Below are 17,018 nucleotides of genomic sequence, written 5' to 3' on the forward strand. Positions count from 1 at the left end.
TTCCATGGAAAAAAAATTGACCGCACTGGCTCTGATAGCATTGTTAGCACAACCTGTACTGGCACAAACGCCCGGCGATGCTAATTTTAAAACGTATGAAGAAAAGCTTCCCGGCACAGATGTTTCCTTTAAAATGGTACCCATACCCGGTGGCACCGTTACACTGGGCAGCCCGGCTACAGAAAAGGGCCGTGCAGCAGATGAAGGCCCGCAAAAGAAGGTAACCATTGCCCCGTTCTGGATGGGCGCCCATGAGGTTACCTTTGATGAATATGACGTATATGCCGATGCGGAGAAAGATAAAACGCCCATACCGGATGGTATGACGCGCCCCAGCCCACCCTACATTGACCTTACCCTGGGCATGGGTAAAAGCGGCGGTTTTCCGGCCAACAGTATGAGCCAGTACGGCGCGCTGATGTACTGCCGCTGGCTGTATATAAAAACCGGGGTGTTTTACCGCCTGCCTACAGAAGCAGAATGGGAATATGCCTGCCGCGCCGGCGCTGCCACGGCCTATCCCTTTGGGGATGATGCCGGAGAGCTGAAAAGATTTGCCTGGTATGCAGATAACAGCGAAGGAAAATATCATAAAGTAGGAGAGTTGCAGCCTAATGGTTTTGGCTTGTATGATATGCTGGGCAATGTTGCAGAATGGACGCTGGACCAATACGATCCGCAGTACCTGGAGCATGCCGCCGCCACAGACCCCTGGATCAAACCCACTGCCAAAACACCGCGCACTATTAAAGGCGGCAACTACCAGGATGATGCAGCGCATGTACGCAGCGCAGCACGCCTGAAATCGGACCCGGACTGGAACCGCCGTGACCCGCAGATCCCTAAAAGCAAATGGTGGAATGCAGACGCGCCGTTTATTGGTTTTCGTATAGTGCGCCCCGTTAAGCAGCCTACTAAAGAAGAAGCAGCGCAATTTTTTGCAGAGGTACTAGATAAATATATTGGAGCGAGATAAGTAAATGAAGTACCTCTGCCTTCCTATTTCTTACTCCCAACTAAAAAACCGTCAAAGATTTATGGAAAACGAAAAAAAACAAACATTCCACGCACAGAACCGCCGGGATTTTATGAAACAATCCACCCTATTGGCTGGCGGCCTGCTGGCTATGCCCATGCTCTCTCACGCCAATTATTTTTCCGGCGCTAAAGACACTATCAAAATAGTGCTGATAGGCTGTGGTGGCCGCGGCACCGGCGCCGCCACCCAGGCGCTGAGCACCAAAGAAAATGTAGAGCTGATAGCCATGGCGGATGCTTTCCCCGACCGCCTGAACGACAGCTACAATAATATTAAGGAAGCCCTGGAAGAAAAAGGAAAGGCGGACCGCCTGAAGGTACCGGAGGCAAATAAATTCACCGGGTTTGATGCCTACAAAAAAGCCATTCCCCTGGCCGATGTGGTGATACTGGCCACCCCGCCGGGTTTCCGCCCCATACATTTTGAAGAAGCGGTGAACCAGGGCAAACATATTTTTATGGAAAAGCCGGTAGCTACTGATCCCGCCGGTATACAGCGGGTGCTGGCAGCTGCGGAAAAAGCAAAAGCAAAAAAGCTGAACGTGGTAGTAGGCCTGCAACGCCGGTACCAGAACTCTTACCGGGAGCTGTACAAACGCGTGCAGGACGGCATGATAGGCGACATCCTTTCCATGCAGGTGTGGTGGAACCAAGGCGCTTTATGGATACGTCCCCGCAAGCCGGAATATACTGAAATGGAATACCAGATGCGCAACTGGTATTACTTTAACTGGCTGTGCGGCGATCATATTGTGGAGCAGCATATTCACAACATTGACGTAGGCAACTGGTTTAAAGGCGCTACCCCCGCCACTGCTGTGGGTATGGGCGGCCGGGCCGTACGTACCGGCAAGGATACCGGAGAGATCTATGACCACCATTATGTAGAATACCGCTATGATGATGGTATTGTAATGAACAGCCAGTGCCGCCACTGGAAAGACAGTGCCAGCCGGGTGGATGAAGAGATTATTGGAACCAAGGGCCGTATTATTTGCGATAAAGGCCTGATACAGGATTACAAAGGCAAAACGTTGTACCAGTTTGATAAGAAACAGGAGAACAATCCCTATCAAACAGAGCATGATGAGCTGTTTGCCGCCGTAGCCAAAGGGGAGTATAAATTCTGGGATGCAGAGCGCGGTGCGCAAACTACCTTGACTGCCATTATGGGCCGCCTGGCCACTTACTCCGGGCAAATTATTCCCTGGGATAAAGCGCTGCATTCCAATTTAAACCTGCAGCCGGAAACCTATGCGTTTGATGCCAAGCCGCCGGTAATGCCGGATGCTGATGGATTTTACGCGTATGCGAAGCCGGGGCAAACGAAGTATTTTAGTTAAAGAGGTTCATAGTTCATGGCCGATGGTCCATTGCTTTCATTGCTATTAAAGTAAGGGGAAGGCGGTGGACCATTGGCTTTTTTGGGGGACACGGTCCATGAACTACCGCCCGCCATCTTTTTTTTGCGCTAACCCCCGCTAACTATTATTTTACCACAATGAAGATCAAGTATCCGCTAAAATGTACCGCCTTCCTGTGCCTTACCCTCTTTTGCGCACATCCCCTGTGGGCGCAGCACAGCAACCTCCGTAAAGGGGCGCAGGAACTACTGAATAGCCAGCCGCTGAACCAGGCGCATGTAGGTATTTGCATTTACGACCCTGCCAAACAGGAGTACTGGTACCAGTACCAGGAGAATAAATATTTTACCCCTGCCTCCAACACCAAAATATTCACCTTATTTGCCGGCCTGCAAATGCTGGGCGATAGCCTGCCCGCGCTCAAGTACCTGGAAACAGACAGTGTGCTGTATGTGAAGGGCATGGGAGATCCCTCCTTTTTGCACCCGGACTATATTTCACAACCCGCTATGGACCTGCTTACGCGCACGGATAAACGCATTGTGCTGATACCAGGCGTAATTACCAATAAACGTTTTGGGCCGGGCTGGAGCTGGAGCGACTATGCGGATTATTACCAGCCGGAGCTGAATGAGTGGCCCGTGTATGGCAATGTGGCCCGTATTAAGCACCACCGGGATACCATTAGCATTACGCCGCCTGCCTTTTCCTACGGCGGGCATTTTTCCTGGCAGGTAAATGATACGCTCAGCGAAGCCGTAACGGAGAGGGATGAACGCAGCAACACCTTTTCCCTGCAATACGCAAAGCGGGATACGGCCCTGCTGCTGGCAGAAGTGCCCTATATTACCGGCACGCTGCAGGACCTGGCCCAGCGCCTGCAGGATACCCTGCACAAGCCCGTAACCGTGGCGGAACAAATGCCTGCAGTAAACGCCAAAGCATTTACTACGCTGTACAGCCGACCGGTAGATTCCCTTTTTACCCCCATGATGCACCGCAGCGATAACTTTTTTGCAGAACAAACGCTGATGATGAGCAGCGCCAAGCAATGGGATACCATCAGCACCCAAAAAGTGATTGATTATGTAAAGCAGCAATACCTGCAAAACCTGCCGGATAAGCCGGAGTGGGTAGATGGTTCCGGGCTTTCCCGCTACAACCTGTTTAGTCCGCGGGATTTTGTGAGCGTATTGACCATTATGCATAAACAATACCCGGAAGAAAGGCTGTGGGCCATTTTCCCAACCGGGGGCAAAGGCACGCTGCGCAATTATTATAAAGAGCAGTTTGTGCATGCCAAAACCGGTACCCTTAGTGGGTGTGTGGCTTTAAGCGGATACCTGGTAACAAAGAAAGGGAAAACACTGGTATTCAGCGTGCTGGTAAATAACCATAACGGCACCAGCACCGCGGTGCGGCGTGCAGTTGAGCGCTTTTTAACGGAAGTAAGGAATAATAATTAGGGGTTAATGTTGTATTTAAGCAGGCGAGTAGTATCATCCTGCTGATCTATTTCTATGAGGCCAATACCCTCCGCATAATAGTTGGTAGCTACCGTACCTAAAGGAATGGTGGTGCCCAGGAACTTAACAGAAGCGCTGAGCTTTACGGTGATCACGTTTGTAAAATCCAGGCCGGCAACGGTTTTTTGCCCGCCTTTTTGGGTAACGGTATAGGTAAGCATCACCTTTTGTTCATCCGTTCCCTTTTTAACGGTAGCCGTATCATTCCAGCTGGCGCCGGCATTCACATTATCTTTCAGGTAAAGCGTTACCACGCTGTCTGCACTATAGCCTTCAAAGGAAATGCCCTTTACCATCTGGTAGTAATTACCATTCCCATCGCAGCGGTCGTAGGTGGTGGCGGTATCGGAGCTGAGCTTTCTGAAAGTTAGCCCGTTAATGGTACTATCCCCGGTAACGGTTACTGTAAAGAAGTTGCTATCCAGCGGGTTGCTGCTATTTGTATTAACAAAGTCGTAAGTGGAGCCTGCGGTGTAAGGCGCATAACTACAGGTGCTTGCTACGGGCGGAGGAGCTGCGCTTTCGCGGCTCACTTCCTTTTTACAGGCCCATAAAAATAAACCGCCTGACACGGCTAATAACCAAAAGTATTTTTGCGCCATAGAATGCTAGGATATGGATTGACACTATAAAAATAGCTAACCTACCCTACTAAACGAAAAGAATAGGATGAATATTTTGATGTGGAGGAGTGCCGGTCTGCGGATATCCGGAAGGAATGCCGTAGTAACCTTAAGGGAATGGGTTGTTTATGAACAGGTTATGTATGGGGCCGGCCGTGTTTTATAACAAACAGATCTACAAAAGAAATGTGCGGACCGCGCAGATCATTTTCTGCACATCCGCACATTTACTTATTTACACATTGACTATACGCCCAGGCTCCAGCCGTCGCGGTAAGTACGCTTCACAAACTGGTTGGCATCGTCAAAATTGGTGATCTTCATGTTCTGACCGTCCCACAGCAGCTTAATGTAGCGGCCGGGGAAGGTGGTTTTACCTTCAATTTCCTTCTTCAGGTCATAGCTGCGGATGGCCAGGTTGCTCATCAGCACAGTTTCTGTTAAGGGACCTGCTATGGAGAAGGGAGAGCTGAGGGCTTTTGCCTTAGGGCTGTTATAACCGGCAATAGCCGCATTTACCCACTGCTGGTAGTGACCTTCCGGTACGCGGGCAATGGTTTGCGGAATATTTACCTGGGTATTCTTGGAAGTGGGCAGCAGGCTGGGGAACATGCCATAGGTGCCGCACATCATTTTACCCTTGGTGCCTATGAACAGGGCGCCGTTACCACCATCGCCCATTCTTTCGTTAGGGCCCAGCTCTTCCGGACGCTCAGGCTGTATGCCGCCGTCCATCCAGTGCATGGTAACTTCTTTACCGTTCTTGCCGGCAAACTTCAGCGTTACGTGGGAAGAGGGTGGGCAGCTTTCGGGGAAATAACCGCGTTTGAACTCATCTACATACACGCTGCCTACGCTACACTCTACCGCAGTAGGGTAGCCGAGGTCCAGCACGCGGAAGGGCGGTTCAATAATATGGCAACCCATATCGCCGATAGCGCCGGTACCATAATCCCACCAGCCGCGCCAGTTAAAGGGCACCAGCTTATCTATATAATCTTTAGAGGGGGCGGTACCTAACCACAGGTCCCAATCCAGCTCCTTAGGCACTTCTGCTTTGGCAGTAGGCCAGGGAATACCCTGGGGCCATACGGGGCGGTCTGTCCAGCAATATACGGTATGCACATCGCCTACCAGGCCGGCCTGGTACCACTCCATCAGCTGGCGTACACCATCACCGGAGGAACCCTGGTTACCCATTTGCGTTACCACTTTATAGCGGTTGGCTGCCTGGGTAAGCATACGGGCTTCATAAATATCATGCGTAAGCGGTTTTTGCACATATACGTGCTTACCCAGCTGCATGGCGGCCATAGCGGCTACGGCATGCGTATGATCCGGGGTGGATACGGATACGGCATCAATATTCTTGTGCTCTTTTTCCAGCATTTTCCGGAAATCCTTATAGAACTTGGCTTTCGGGAAACGCTTAACGGAATTGGCAGCACGGCGCTCATCCACATCGCAAAGGAAGGCAATGTCGGCCGGGCCTTTTGAGAATTCATTGATATCGCTTTCACCTTTACCACCTACACCTATACCTGCTATACGCAGGCGATCACTGGGAGCGGTATATCCTTTACCGCCGAGTACATGACGTGGAACGATCATAAAGCCGGCGGCGGTAAGCGCCCCGTTCTTCAGAAAAGATCTGCGGGAAACACTGTCTCCCTGGTTATTTTTTTCCTGGACCATGAGTAAGAAAAGTTTTAAATCAAGATAAAAGAAATATAGTCAAATGTCAATGACGTGCATGGTTAACGAAAGATGAAATGTGAGAGGACGCTCCTTTCACATTTCATCACTTCCTATTGTTTATAATTTAATCTTCCCAGGTCATGAGTTTGCCCCGGTCTTCAATTTTCAGATAAACGGGTAACATTTTTTCTTCGTATGCCAGCCCGTATTGTTTCAATACATCTTCCGGCACGCCATCCCATTCATTGGGGCGGTTGCCTACATACCCCAGGTCTTTAATACCCAGCTCACTGGTATAAAAACCGGTGGCGGTCAGGTTACGCATCAGGGTAAAGAAGGCTACACCCTGGCTAAACTCCGGCGTGGCTTTTTCGGGATAGGCAATATGATCCAGCAAAGCGGTTTGCTGTTCTTTACTGCAATCCACAAAGGGTTTGTTATAGTGTTTCAGACAATATACATCCAGCCAGCGCAGGCCGCCGCGCAGGGGCAGCTGGTGGCGGGGCTGATCTTTTACCGTAAATTCTATGAAGGCGGGTACGCCGGCATCGGCAGCGCTGCCGGAATGTTCATCCGCCGGGATAATGAGGGCCGTGAGCAGGGTAATGGTTTTCATTTCTGCATCGGTGAAATATTTGTCGGCCTTCAGCTTTTTATCGCGTTCTTTTTCTTCCGGCGTGCGGCCATACACGTCGGCATCATCGCCGCCCGGCTTCTTATTATCTTCCTTTACCTTCGATTTATCATCACAGCCGGTAAGGATGGCGCCTACAGATAAGGACCCAACGGCTAATGCTTTCAGGGACTCTCTTCTATCCATACGTTTGAGTTTTATGTGTGAAACGTGCAACGCTTTGTGATCAACGTTGGGGCTTCACCGTTAAATGTTTTGTTTCTTTAATTCAGATACAATGTATTCGGAGGCACGCAGTGACAGGGCCAGGATGGTCCAGGTAGGATTTTTATCTGCCTGTGACACAAAGGGTCCGCCATCTACTATAAACAGGTTCTTTACCTCATGCGCCTGGTTGAACTTGTTCACCACAGAGCGTTTGGGATCATCGCCCATACGGGTAGTACCTACTTCGTGAATAATACGGCCCGGTGTTTCCAGCCCGTACATAGTATCCGCACCGGCTTTCTCGCCCAGGGCGATACCACCCATTTCGTGGATCAGCTGCTCAAAAGTATCCTGCATGTGTTTGGCCTGGTTGATCTCATGCTCGCTCCAGGTGTAATTGAAGCGCAGCACAGGAATACCAAATTTATCCACTACGCTGGGATCTATTTCACAGTAGTTATCTTCACGGGCAATACATTCGCCACGGCCGGCAAAACCAATGGTAGCGCCAAAAAAGCGGCGGTAGTCATTTTTAAGCCCGGCGCCGTAACCACCGGCATCCTTCATTTTACCATCAGCGCCGCCGTACTTGCCATTGAGGCGTTCCATACCAAAACCAAAACCATACATAGGCATGTGCATACCACCGCCTAATTCCACATGATAACCGCGGGCAAAATCCAGCTTTTTATTATCGAGCCACCAGGGTATATACACGTGCATGCCGCCTACGCCATCTTCATTATAGCGTTTGCGGTCCATGAGCTTGGGTATAAAACCGCCGCGGGAGGCGCCGGTGCTGTCATGTAAATATTTACCTACCACCCCGCTGCCGTTGGCCAGGCCATTGGAGAAACGGGGAGATTTAGAGTTGAGCAGCAAACGCGCTGATTCGCAGGCGCTGGCTGCCAGCACTACTACGCGGGCCTTTACTTCATATTCCTGCAGGTCTGTTTTATCAACATAAGAAACGCCGGTAGCTTTGCCGCTATCGTCTGTAAGCACTTCGCGCACCATGGCGCCGGTGTACAGGTCTACATGCCCGGTTTTAACAGCCGGTTTTACCAGGCAGGATGAGGAAGAAAAGTCCCCATACACGGTACAGCCGCGGTTACACTGGCTGCAGAAAAAACACGGGGCGCGGTCCTTATTTACAGAGCGTGTTAATATGGATAAGCGTGCAGGTATTACGGGAATATTTAAACGATCACCGGCCTGTTTGATCATAAGCTCATGCAGGCGTGGTTTGGGCGGTGGCAGAAAGTAGCCATCCGGCTCATTAAAGATGCCTTCTTTGGATCCAAACACACCGATCATTTTATCTACCCTGTCGTAGTAGGGTTTTACATCATCGTAAGAGATGGGCCAGTCGTCGCCGTGGCCATCCACACTTTTGTGTTTGAAATCGCGCGGGCCAAAACGCAGTGAAATGCGGCCCCAGTGGTTGGTACGTCCGCCTACCATGCGGGAGCGGAACCAGTCGAATGAAGTACCGTTTTTAGTAGTATACGGCTCACCGTCTATTTCCCATCCGCCATAGGCGGCATCAAAATCGCCGAAGGGGCGGGTAGTAGAGGCGCCCCTGCGGGGGGACTGCCAGGGCCATTTGAGCTGAGTGGCCTGCTCGGGGTCTGCCGGATCATATTTAGGCCCGGCTTCCAGCAGCGCTACCTTGAGGCCAGCCTCTGATAGTACTTTAGCGGCCATGCCGCCCCCGGCTCCGGAACCTACGATACATACGTCATAGACCTTTCCTTTTTGCTTGATCTCCAATGCCATATACGTGGTGTGATTTTACTTTTAAAAGGCTTTAAATCTATAAATTAAAGCTAGGAAATGAAAGGTGTTTTTTATTTTGAGAACCAATTACGGTATGAATAGCGGATTAAAATACATGATCGGTGTGGATATTGGCACCAGCAGCACCAAAGTAATAGCTTTACTGCCGGATGGCCGTGTGCAGGCCCTTTACCAGCAAGCATATACTACACAACAACCCCAACCAGGGCATAGTGAGCAACACCCGGATGATATTTTACGGGCGGTAACCCAGGGTATACGCCAGGTAGCACAGCAAATGAAACAACCGCCGTCAGGAATTTGTTTCAGCAGCGCAATGCACAGCATAATGGCGCTGGATGCGGACGGCAGCCCTTTAATACCTTTGATCATATGGGCCGACAACAGAAGTCAACCGGTTGCAGATGTGCTGGCGCCTACTGCACAAGGTAAAGCATTATATCATCAAACCGGCGTGCCTGTGCATCCCATGACGCCCCTGTGCAAAATAACCTGGCTGCGGCAGCATGCACCAGATCTGTTTGCACATACAAAGTGGTGGGTAGGTATTAAGGAGTATGTACTATATCATTTGTTTGGTGTGTATGTAGTGGATCATTCCATTGCATCTGCTACGGGGCTGTTTGATATACATGCCCTGCAGTGGAGCCCGGAAGCCTTACAGGTAGCGGGTATTACGGCCGCGCAGCTGCCGCAGCCCGTACCCGCCCATTATATATTACGCGGCTTAAAACAAGAATTGGGTATACCAGCTGATACGCCTTTTGTAATTGGCGCCAGCGATGGCTGCCTGGCGCAGCTGGGCAGCGGGGCATTAGCGCCCGGCCACGCTACGCTTACTATAGCCACCAGTGGCGCATTTCGCATTGCAACAGCAAAACCGGTAAGGGATGAGCAGCAGCGGATCTTTAATTATGTGCTGGACGCAAACCATTATATCACCGGCGGGCCATTGAATAACGGCGGCAATGTATTGCAATGGTTTATGCGTGATTTTTTACAACAGCCGCAGGCTGACCTGGATACTTACATAGCGCAGGCATTGCAGCTGGAACCTGGCGTGGGCGGATTAATTTGTTTGCCTTATTTGTTAGGTGAGCGTGCGCCTGTGTGGGACGGGCATGCACGGGGCGCTTTTATTGGCGTGCAGCCGCAGCATACGGCCATGCATTTTATGCGTGCGGCCATGGAAGGGGTTGCATTTGGATTGTTAAGCATTTTCAACGCGCTGCAGGAAGCTGCGGGACCTATACAGCAGATAGCAGTGAGCGGCGGGTTTACGGCTTCACCGGGATGGATACAATTGATAGCAGATATTTTTCAGCAGCCCATGCACCTGGGGCAGCAGAATGATGCATCTGCCATTGGTGCTGGTATGATGGGTTATGAGGCGTTAGATATACCGTTTAAAGGATTGCCGGAAACAGAAACACAGGTGTTTATGCCGTGGACTGAAGGTGCAGCTGTTTATAAGAAACATTACCAGCTCTATGGGCTGGTGTATGAGCGGTTAAAAGATATAATGCATCAGCTATAGTTCAATGTGTGCCACACCTTTAAGGTATGGCGCACATTGTTAATTTCCTCTCTCAAACATTCTCACCAGGTCGGCCAGCTTAAAGGATACATAAGTGTATTTACCACCCGGTGATACATTGGGCATGTTGCATGCAAACAATTCATCAATAATATTCTGCATTTCGCGGGCGCCCAGGCTTTTGCCAGCGGGTATAGCGCTGTTGCGGGCCATGGAGCGCACCAGCTGCTCGCGTTTGTTCACCTTCAGCTCCGCGCTGAAATGCTTGAACTGTTCCAGCAGTCCTTCAATGCTGGCCTGCTCATTACCGCTTTGTATATCTGCGGGGGTGCCGCGTACTACAAAGGTATGGTTGCCAAAAGGTTCCATATCATACCCCAATACCTGCAGGTCAGGCAGCATTTCTGCGATCAGCGCAGCATCGGCCGGCAGCAGCTGCAGTGTTTGCGGGAAAAGGCTTTGCTGGGTGGGCATCGGTTTATCCTGCAGGGCGCGCAGATAGCGTTCATATAAGATACGCTCATGTGCGGCATGCTGGTCTATAAGAATAAACCCGGATTTTATCTGCGAAAGAATGTATTGCTGGTGCACCTGTACGGGTACCTTCTGATCAATGGTAGTATCCTGCCAGCGGTCATCTATCATGGAGGCAGTGGAGGGTCGGTTCACAAAAGCCGGTGCGTCCGGTATGGGCGACATGCCGGTATTTTGGATCGGCAGATCTGTTTTGCCTATCTCGTACAGGTCTTTCCAGTGTTTAAGATTACTGTTGCTGCTTTTGTCAATTACGTGCGCCTGGTGTGCCTGGGTAAAGGTTTTGTACAGGGAGCTGCTGGTGGAACGTTCCTGCTGCTGTTCCGTGAATGGCTTGCTGATAGCATCCAGCTGCTGAATGCCCGGGTCCAGGTCAAAATCCAGGGTGGGCGTAACATTAAACTGGGCCAGCGCATGTTTTACGGCTGATTGTACAAAAGCATACAGGATCTTTTCGTCGTCGAACTTTATTTCCTGTTTGGTAGGGTGCACGTTAATATCCACATGAGCGGGGTCCAGGTCTATGTACAGCACGTACAGCGGAAAGCTGTCGCCCGGCAGCATTTCAGAGAACGCGCTCATAATGGCATGGTGCAGGTAGGGGCTTTTAATAAAGCGGTTGTTCACAAAAAAGAACTGATCGCCCCGGGTTTTTTTAGCCGTTTCCGGCTTGCCTACAAAACCATGTATGTTCACATAATCCGTACTTTCTTTTACGGTTACCAGCTTTGCGTTATAATGCTGTCCTAAGATGGCAATGATGCGTTGTTTAAGCGAGCCTTTTTCCAGGTAAAAAACCTGCTGGTTATTGCTGGTAAAGGTGAACTGCAGCTGTGGGTAAGCCATGGCCACGCGGATGAACTCATCTACTATGTGGCGCATTTCAGCGGCATTGCTTTTCAGGAAGTTGCGGCGGGCAGGCACGTTAAAGAACAGGTTCTTCATGCAAATGGAGGTACCTGCAGCTGTTTGGCAGGGCTCCTGGTTGCGTACCACACTGTTATCTATTTCTATACAGGTGCCAATGGGCGAATCGGGCTGACGGGTTTTCAGCTCCACCTGCGCTACGGCGGCAATGGAGGCTAAGGCCTCGCCCCGGAAACCCATGGTGCGGATCTCGAACAGATCGTTAATGGTTTTTATTTTAGAGGTGGCATGGCGCTCAAAACACATGCGTGCATCTGTTTCGCTCATGCCTTTACCATTGTCAATTACCTGCACCAGCTCTTTACCTGCATCACGCACAATGAGCTGTATTTCAGTTGCACCGGCATCCACCGCATTTTCCAGCAGCTCCTTCACGGCAGAGGCAGGGCGTTGTATCACTTCCCCGGCGGCTATCTGATTGGCTATATTGTCTGGTAGTAAGTTAATGATATCGGCCACGCGTAAATCCCTTTTGCTGTAAAGTTAGGAATTATAATGCCAAGCCCCAGCGGGCATTTTATAACAGGATTATAACATAAAATGTGTGTAACTTCAGTGTCCAAAAAAATAAATCTAAACCAGCATAATAATGAGCGTACGAAGTTTGATGATATTGGGTTTAGCCATTCTGTTCAGCCATTGTTCCTACTCACAGCAATCCGATAAAAAAACAGCTATGGAAGATAAAAAGAATGAAGTGTACTCCCGTACAGATTCGTCGAAGGTGAATATCAGCAACGATGAATGGAAAAAGATGCTACCGGCAGATGTATATAATATTGCGCGTGAAAAAGGCACGGAATGGGCTTTTTCCGGTAAGTACTGGAACAGCAAGGAAAAGGGCACCTATTACTGCGCGGCCTGTGGTAACCCGCTGTTTGTATCAGACGCTAAGTTTGAAAGCAGCTGCGGATGGCCCAGCTTTTTTCAGCCGCTTACCAAAACCAGTGTGATCTATGCGCCGGACAATACTCATGGCATGCAGCGCACGGAGGTAATGTGCGGGCGTTGTAAAGCCCACCTGGGACATGTGTTTGATGATGGCCCGCCGCCTACCGGCCTGCGGTATTGCATAAACTCTGTGATACTGGATTTTGACAAAGCACAGGAAGCGGATAAAAATTACAAGGACAAAAAAGAATAGCCGCAACGCTGAACCATCAGCACCGGAACAAATAAAATGGAAGCTGGCCTTAAAAGACCGGCTTTCTTTTTTTAACAACGATCATTAATAACCATTGGTTTAGCAGGAGTTACCGGTGTATGCCGCTCTGCCGCTACCTGTTGCAATATTCGGTGCACAGGCTAAACCTCCGTGAGCGGCTTACTGTCAGCGCCGGCGGCTACAAGGAACATACGTGAAGCCCAGCCGGATGTTTGGTGGGTGCGCCATGTTATTTACCCTCTTTCTTGCCGCCTGCCCCAACGGAAATACTATTTTTGCGGCATAGCAGCCGCCCATGTTTAAATTTTTACAACAGCCGTACCCGTTAGCTACTGCCGGAAGCAAAGTAATTACCCCGCTGGTCTTCGGGGTATTTATAGCCCTGTTCCTGTACATCTTCCGCCCATTTGGGCTGGGAGAGCTGGAGCCGGGGCGCCTGTTACGGGCTGCTGCCGGTTTTGGGCTGGTAACCTTTGGGGTTATATTCCTGGAAATATGGATCAGCCCATTGCTGATGCCGGCTTATTTCCGGGAAGCTTCCTGGACAGTAGGGCGGGAAATATTTGTAACAATTACGGATGTTTTCCTGATCGGCCTGGGCAACCTGGTATTTTCCGCCTGGTACCTGCATACTTCTTTTACCGTATCCTCTGTGATCTGGTTCCAGGTGGTGACCCTGATTGTAGGCGTGCTGCCCGTGTGCATGTGGACTATGTACACCCAGCTAAAGCTGCAAAAAAAATATGCCGCAGAAGCCAGCCGCCTGGATGCACAGGTACAGGAAAGAAAGCATCCTGAAACGCCTGCGCCCACGCCAGACGCGCCTGTGAAAACCACCGTGCAGCTAATGGCAGAACAGGGTGGCGATGGTTTGCAGCTGACCCCTGAACAGTTATTATACATAGCTGCCGCAGATAATTATATAAAAGTGTACCATCTTGAAAAAGGCATTGTAAGGCAAACCATGCTGCGCAGCTCCCTGAAAAGGGCGGCTACCGGGTTGGAAGGGTATCCGCAATTCTTCCGCTGCCACCGCACCTTTCTGGTAAACCTGGATCATGTAACGGAGGTAAGCGGCAATGCCCAGGGGTATAAATTGCAGCTGGCCCATACGGGCGATTGGGTGCCGGTGTCCCGCAGCCTGCACCAGGAAATACGGGAGCGGTTGTAGCCCCTGCACGCTTTCCCATCTGCCCACGTTACCTTCCCATTCACCCCACAGGCTCCTATTGGCCCCATTTTCCTTCCCGTTGGCCCCTTGCATTTTATGACCGGGAAGCTTTGCTACAACTTTGCATCAAAGCATACGACCATGGAAAAAATCTTCACTGTTACACTGGTATTACACATTATTGGCGGCACCCTTTCCCTTATTACCGGCCTGGTAGCCATGCTGGCAGCTAAGGGAAAAAGCAGGCACCGGGCAGGTGGCAAAGCCTTTTTTGTTGCCATGACGCTGGTATTTGTTACGGCGCTGGCTATGTCGCTCATGAAAGGGCTTACCTTTTTGCTGATGGTAGCCTTTTTCAGCTATCACCTGCTGCTGCGCGGTTACCGGGCCCTGTACCTGAAGGAGTTATATAAGGGGCAGCGCATGGCACTACCGGATTATTTGATTAACGGGGTGGGTGTGATCTTTAATACCGGCCTGCTTGCCTGGGGCGCAAGCCATTTAGTTACCCACAGTACTTACATTCACACGGTGGCTGTATTTTTTGGCCTGCTGGGTATCTGGATGGCCGGGAGTGATATAAAACATTTTATTATTCCGCCTAAAGACAAGCAGCAATGGCTGTACACCCATATTGGCGGCATGTGCGGGGCCTATGTGGCAGCAGTAACAGCCTTTATGGTGGTGAATGTACATTTTTTGCCGGGCCTTATGGTGTGGATGGCCCCTGTGATCATAGGCGGCACGCTGATCACGCTTACTATAAACCGGTACAAACGTAAATTCAATAAGCAAGCTGCTGCAACGGAAACAACTGTGCCGGTAGCAGTAAGGTAGCAAGGGAAAAAGTGTATCTTACCGGCATCACCAAACCCTTGCCGTAATGAAAGTTATTAAAGTACTGTTAGGGATCGCCGGTGTGGCGCTGCTGGCGGCCGTCGTCGTCTTATTTGCAGCGCCTACCCACCTGCATATGGAACGTACCATTACCATTCATGCCCCGCAAGCCACTGTATGGCAGCACATTGTGCTGTTCAAAAACTTTAACCAATGGAATGCCTGGGGTAAGCTGGATAGCGCTGCGCAGTATACTATTACCGGGCAGGATGGTACTGTGGGCGCGGTGGATAGCTGGCAAGGTGAAAAAGTAGGTGAAGGAAGGCTGGAGCACCTGCAGCTGGAGCCCTATAAAAAGGTGCAGCAAAAGCTAAGCTTTGCCGGCCCTTCCAAATCTACTGCAGATGTGTTCTTTCACCTCAAAGAAGATAAAGGCCAAACGGTTGTTACCTGGGGAGTTGACAGTGATTTTCCCCGCCCGCTGAATGTAATCAGTTTGTTACTGAGAGGTTCCCTGGAAAGGGATTACGATGCCGGGCTGGCGGCTCTTAAAAAACAGGCGGAGGCAGATACTATGCAGTATTGATGGCAGCCGGTGCTGGCGCTTTGTTGTTGGCGCGCGTTATTGGTTAAAAGTGACGGTTATATTTTTAATACTGCAAATTATGTGCATACCATTTTAACCGCAGCTCTGCCGCCTTGGCGGAGAAGCTTACATTCACCAGCAGGTAGCCTGCATTCTCAAAACTTTCCTGCGCATTTTTTACATCCACAATAGTAGCCTGTTTCAGCTGAAAACGCTGCAGCACCAGGGCCAGTAATTTGCCGGACAGGTCGTAGTTGTCCTTGGCTGTTTCCAGCTGCTGCAGGTTGTTATTATAGGCCTGCCAGTTCTTAATGGTATTGGAAGTATAGTTAAGTGTAAGCGTATCTTTTTGCAGGCGGGCATTTTTAATGTTAATGTCTGCCACCTGCTGCTGCTTTCTGTAAATGCTGCCATTAAAAATGGGAATGCTTACCCCTACACCTGCAAAAGGGCCATAGCTTTGGTTCAACAGGGAAAAGCCTGCGGCATTTTTGGTATGGCTGAAGTTATAACCTGCATTTGCGCTGAGGGATGGATAGCGTTGTGCAGCAGTTTCTTTTTCCAGGTATTCATTAATGGCCACCTGTTCATCTGCCGCCGTAATATCCGGGTTAGATGCAATGGCATTGAGCACTGTACCCAGCTCCATATTTTTATCCACCAGGATAGTATCCTGTATGGTAACGGAAGAATCGGGCTTTAAAGTGAGTAAGGTTAGCAGGTCTGTTTTAGCCTGATCTATCACCAGCTGCTGCGCCTGTAAGTTCTGTATCTGTGTGTTCAGGTCTACCTGGGCCTGAAAAAGATCTGCATTATTAGCTACGCCAGCGCTTTGCTGGGCCTTTACAATATCCAGCTTCTGCCGGCTTACGGTAATGGAGGTGGCCAGTGTACCGGCATAGCTTTGCTGGCGGATAATATCATAATACCGCAGCATTACATTATAGGCTACCATCAACCCGCGGGAGCTGAGCACCTGCTGGTTCTGCGCTTCTATGGTACCTAACCTTTTACGCGCATTCTGTACCCGGTTGCCATTGTACAACAGCATAGAGGCGTTTAATGAAGCCGACAGGCTGTTGGAAGAGGCATTACTGCTGCTTTTATTATTAGCCGGGTTGGCATATTCCTGTTTAATGCTGGTGCTTTGCTCCTGGTCCAATCCGCTGGCGGTTACCAGCGGCAGGCCACCGGCTATGCCATAGCTGTTATAAATGCCTGCTGCGGTTACATTGTTCTTTGCTATCTGTATGCCTAAGCTGTTCTGCAGCGCTATGGCTACTGCATCGTGCAAGGTGAGGGTTTGCGCCTGTAATAAACCCGGGCACAATACCATACAGCTGTATAAAAAAAACTGCTTCATGCTTAATT

Annotated in this window: 14 protein-coding genes; 8 read left to right on the top strand and 6 right to left on the bottom strand. The window is 50.2% G+C overall.

Features of this window, described 5'->3' with window-relative positions; all coding sequences use genetic code 11:
* The first annotated feature begins 4 nt into the window (after positions 1-4).
* The 3 genes from BMZ54_RS04915 (at position 5) to BMZ54_RS04925 (ending at position 3,868) form a co-directional block, all read left to right on the top strand.
* A complete protein-coding gene (locus BMZ54_RS04915) occupies positions 5-976 on the top strand; it encodes a formylglycine-generating enzyme family protein (RefSeq protein ID WP_089907022.1) in 972 nt (323 codons plus the stop codon).
* Positions 977-1,037: 61 nt separating this feature from the next.
* Entirely contained in the window at positions 1,038-2,381 is a 1,344-nt protein-coding gene (locus tag BMZ54_RS04920) for a Gfo/Idh/MocA family protein (RefSeq protein WP_089907023.1), read from the top strand.
* A 158-nt stretch (positions 2,382-2,539) separates the two neighbouring features.
* Positions 2,540-3,868 (top strand): D-alanyl-D-alanine carboxypeptidase/D-alanyl-D-alanine-endopeptidase, encoded by a 1,329-nt coding sequence (locus tag BMZ54_RS04925; RefSeq protein WP_089907025.1) that lies wholly within the window; start codon positions 2,540-2,542, stop codon positions 3,866-3,868.
* Here BMZ54_RS04925 and BMZ54_RS04930 read toward each other — a convergent pair.
* The 4 genes from BMZ54_RS04930 to BMZ54_RS04945 all read right to left on the bottom strand — a co-directional run bounded on the left by BMZ54_RS04930 (position 3,865) and on the right by BMZ54_RS04945 (position 8,869).
* Positions 3,865-4,530: a hypothetical protein gene (locus BMZ54_RS04930; protein WP_089907027.1), complete on the bottom strand. Its 666-nt coding sequence runs from the start codon at positions 4,528-4,530 to the stop codon at positions 3,865-3,867. The two genes, BMZ54_RS04925 and BMZ54_RS04930, sit on opposite strands and share 4 nt — an antisense overlap.
* Before the next feature lie 267 nt (positions 4,531-4,797).
* Complete coding sequence (locus BMZ54_RS04935; protein ID WP_089907029.1) at positions 4,798-6,246, bottom strand: Gfo/Idh/MocA family protein; 1,449 nt, start codon at positions 6,244-6,246, stop codon at positions 4,798-4,800.
* 127 nt (positions 6,247-6,373) lie between these two features.
* Positions 6,374-7,069, bottom strand: coding sequence for a gluconate 2-dehydrogenase subunit 3 family protein (locus BMZ54_RS04940; RefSeq protein WP_089907031.1), 696 nt, complete (start codon positions 7,067-7,069; stop codon positions 6,374-6,376).
* Positions 7,070-7,129: 60 nt separating this feature from the next.
* Positions 7,130-8,869 (bottom strand): GMC family oxidoreductase, encoded by a 1,740-nt coding sequence (locus BMZ54_RS04945; protein ID WP_089907033.1) that lies wholly within the window; start codon positions 8,867-8,869, stop codon positions 7,130-7,132.
* A gap of 94 nt (positions 8,870-8,963) precedes the next feature.
* Here BMZ54_RS04945 and BMZ54_RS04950 point away from each other — a divergent pair, with 94 nt between their 5' ends.
* Positions 8,964-10,427: a gluconokinase gene (locus tag BMZ54_RS04950; protein ID WP_143080909.1), complete on the top strand. Its 1,464-nt coding sequence runs from the start codon at positions 8,964-8,966 to the stop codon at positions 10,425-10,427.
* A gap of 39 nt (positions 10,428-10,466) precedes the next feature.
* Here BMZ54_RS04950 and mutL read toward each other — a convergent pair whose 3' ends face one another.
* A complete protein-coding gene (gene mutL, locus BMZ54_RS04955) occupies positions 10,467-12,347 on the bottom strand; it encodes a DNA mismatch repair endonuclease MutL (RefSeq protein ID WP_089907037.1) in 1,881 nt (626 codons plus the stop codon).
* A 130-nt stretch (positions 12,348-12,477) separates the two neighbouring features.
* Here mutL and msrB point away from each other — a divergent pair, with 130 nt between their 5' ends.
* The 4 genes from msrB to BMZ54_RS04975 all read left to right on the top strand — a co-directional run bounded on the left by msrB (position 12,478) and on the right by BMZ54_RS04975 (position 15,647).
* Positions 12,478-13,032, top strand: coding sequence for a peptide-methionine (R)-S-oxide reductase MsrB (gene msrB / locus BMZ54_RS04960; RefSeq protein WP_202909136.1), 555 nt, complete (start codon positions 12,478-12,480; stop codon positions 13,030-13,032).
* A gap of 316 nt (positions 13,033-13,348) precedes the next feature.
* The gene (locus BMZ54_RS04965; RefSeq protein ID WP_089907038.1) at positions 13,349-14,224 is read left to right on the top strand and encodes a LytR/AlgR family response regulator transcription factor; all 876 of its coding nucleotides are present in this window, start codon (positions 13,349-13,351) and stop codon (positions 14,222-14,224) included.
* A 141-nt stretch (positions 14,225-14,365) separates the two neighbouring features.
* Positions 14,366-15,061: a DUF2306 domain-containing protein gene (locus BMZ54_RS04970; protein WP_089907040.1), complete on the top strand. Its 696-nt coding sequence runs from the start codon at positions 14,366-14,368 to the stop codon at positions 15,059-15,061.
* Between the two features lie 46 nt (positions 15,062-15,107).
* Positions 15,108-15,647 carry an SRPBCC family protein gene (locus BMZ54_RS04975; RefSeq protein ID WP_089907042.1) on the top strand — a complete coding sequence of 180 codons (540 nt, stop codon included), beginning with the start codon at positions 15,108-15,110 and terminating at the stop codon, positions 15,645-15,647.
* A 64-nt stretch (positions 15,648-15,711) separates the two neighbouring features.
* Here the strand turns inward: BMZ54_RS04975 and BMZ54_RS04980 are convergent, their stop codons facing one another.
* Positions 15,712-17,010, bottom strand: coding sequence for a TolC family protein (locus BMZ54_RS04980; RefSeq protein WP_089907044.1), 1,299 nt, complete (start codon positions 17,008-17,010; stop codon positions 15,712-15,714).
* Positions 17,011-17,018 lie beyond the last annotated feature (8 nt).

Origin of the sequence: Chitinophaga rupis (assembly GCF_900109685.1) — a bacterium.
GTDB classification, from domain to species: domain Bacteria; phylum Bacteroidota; class Bacteroidia; order Chitinophagales; family Chitinophagaceae; genus Chitinophaga; species Chitinophaga rupis.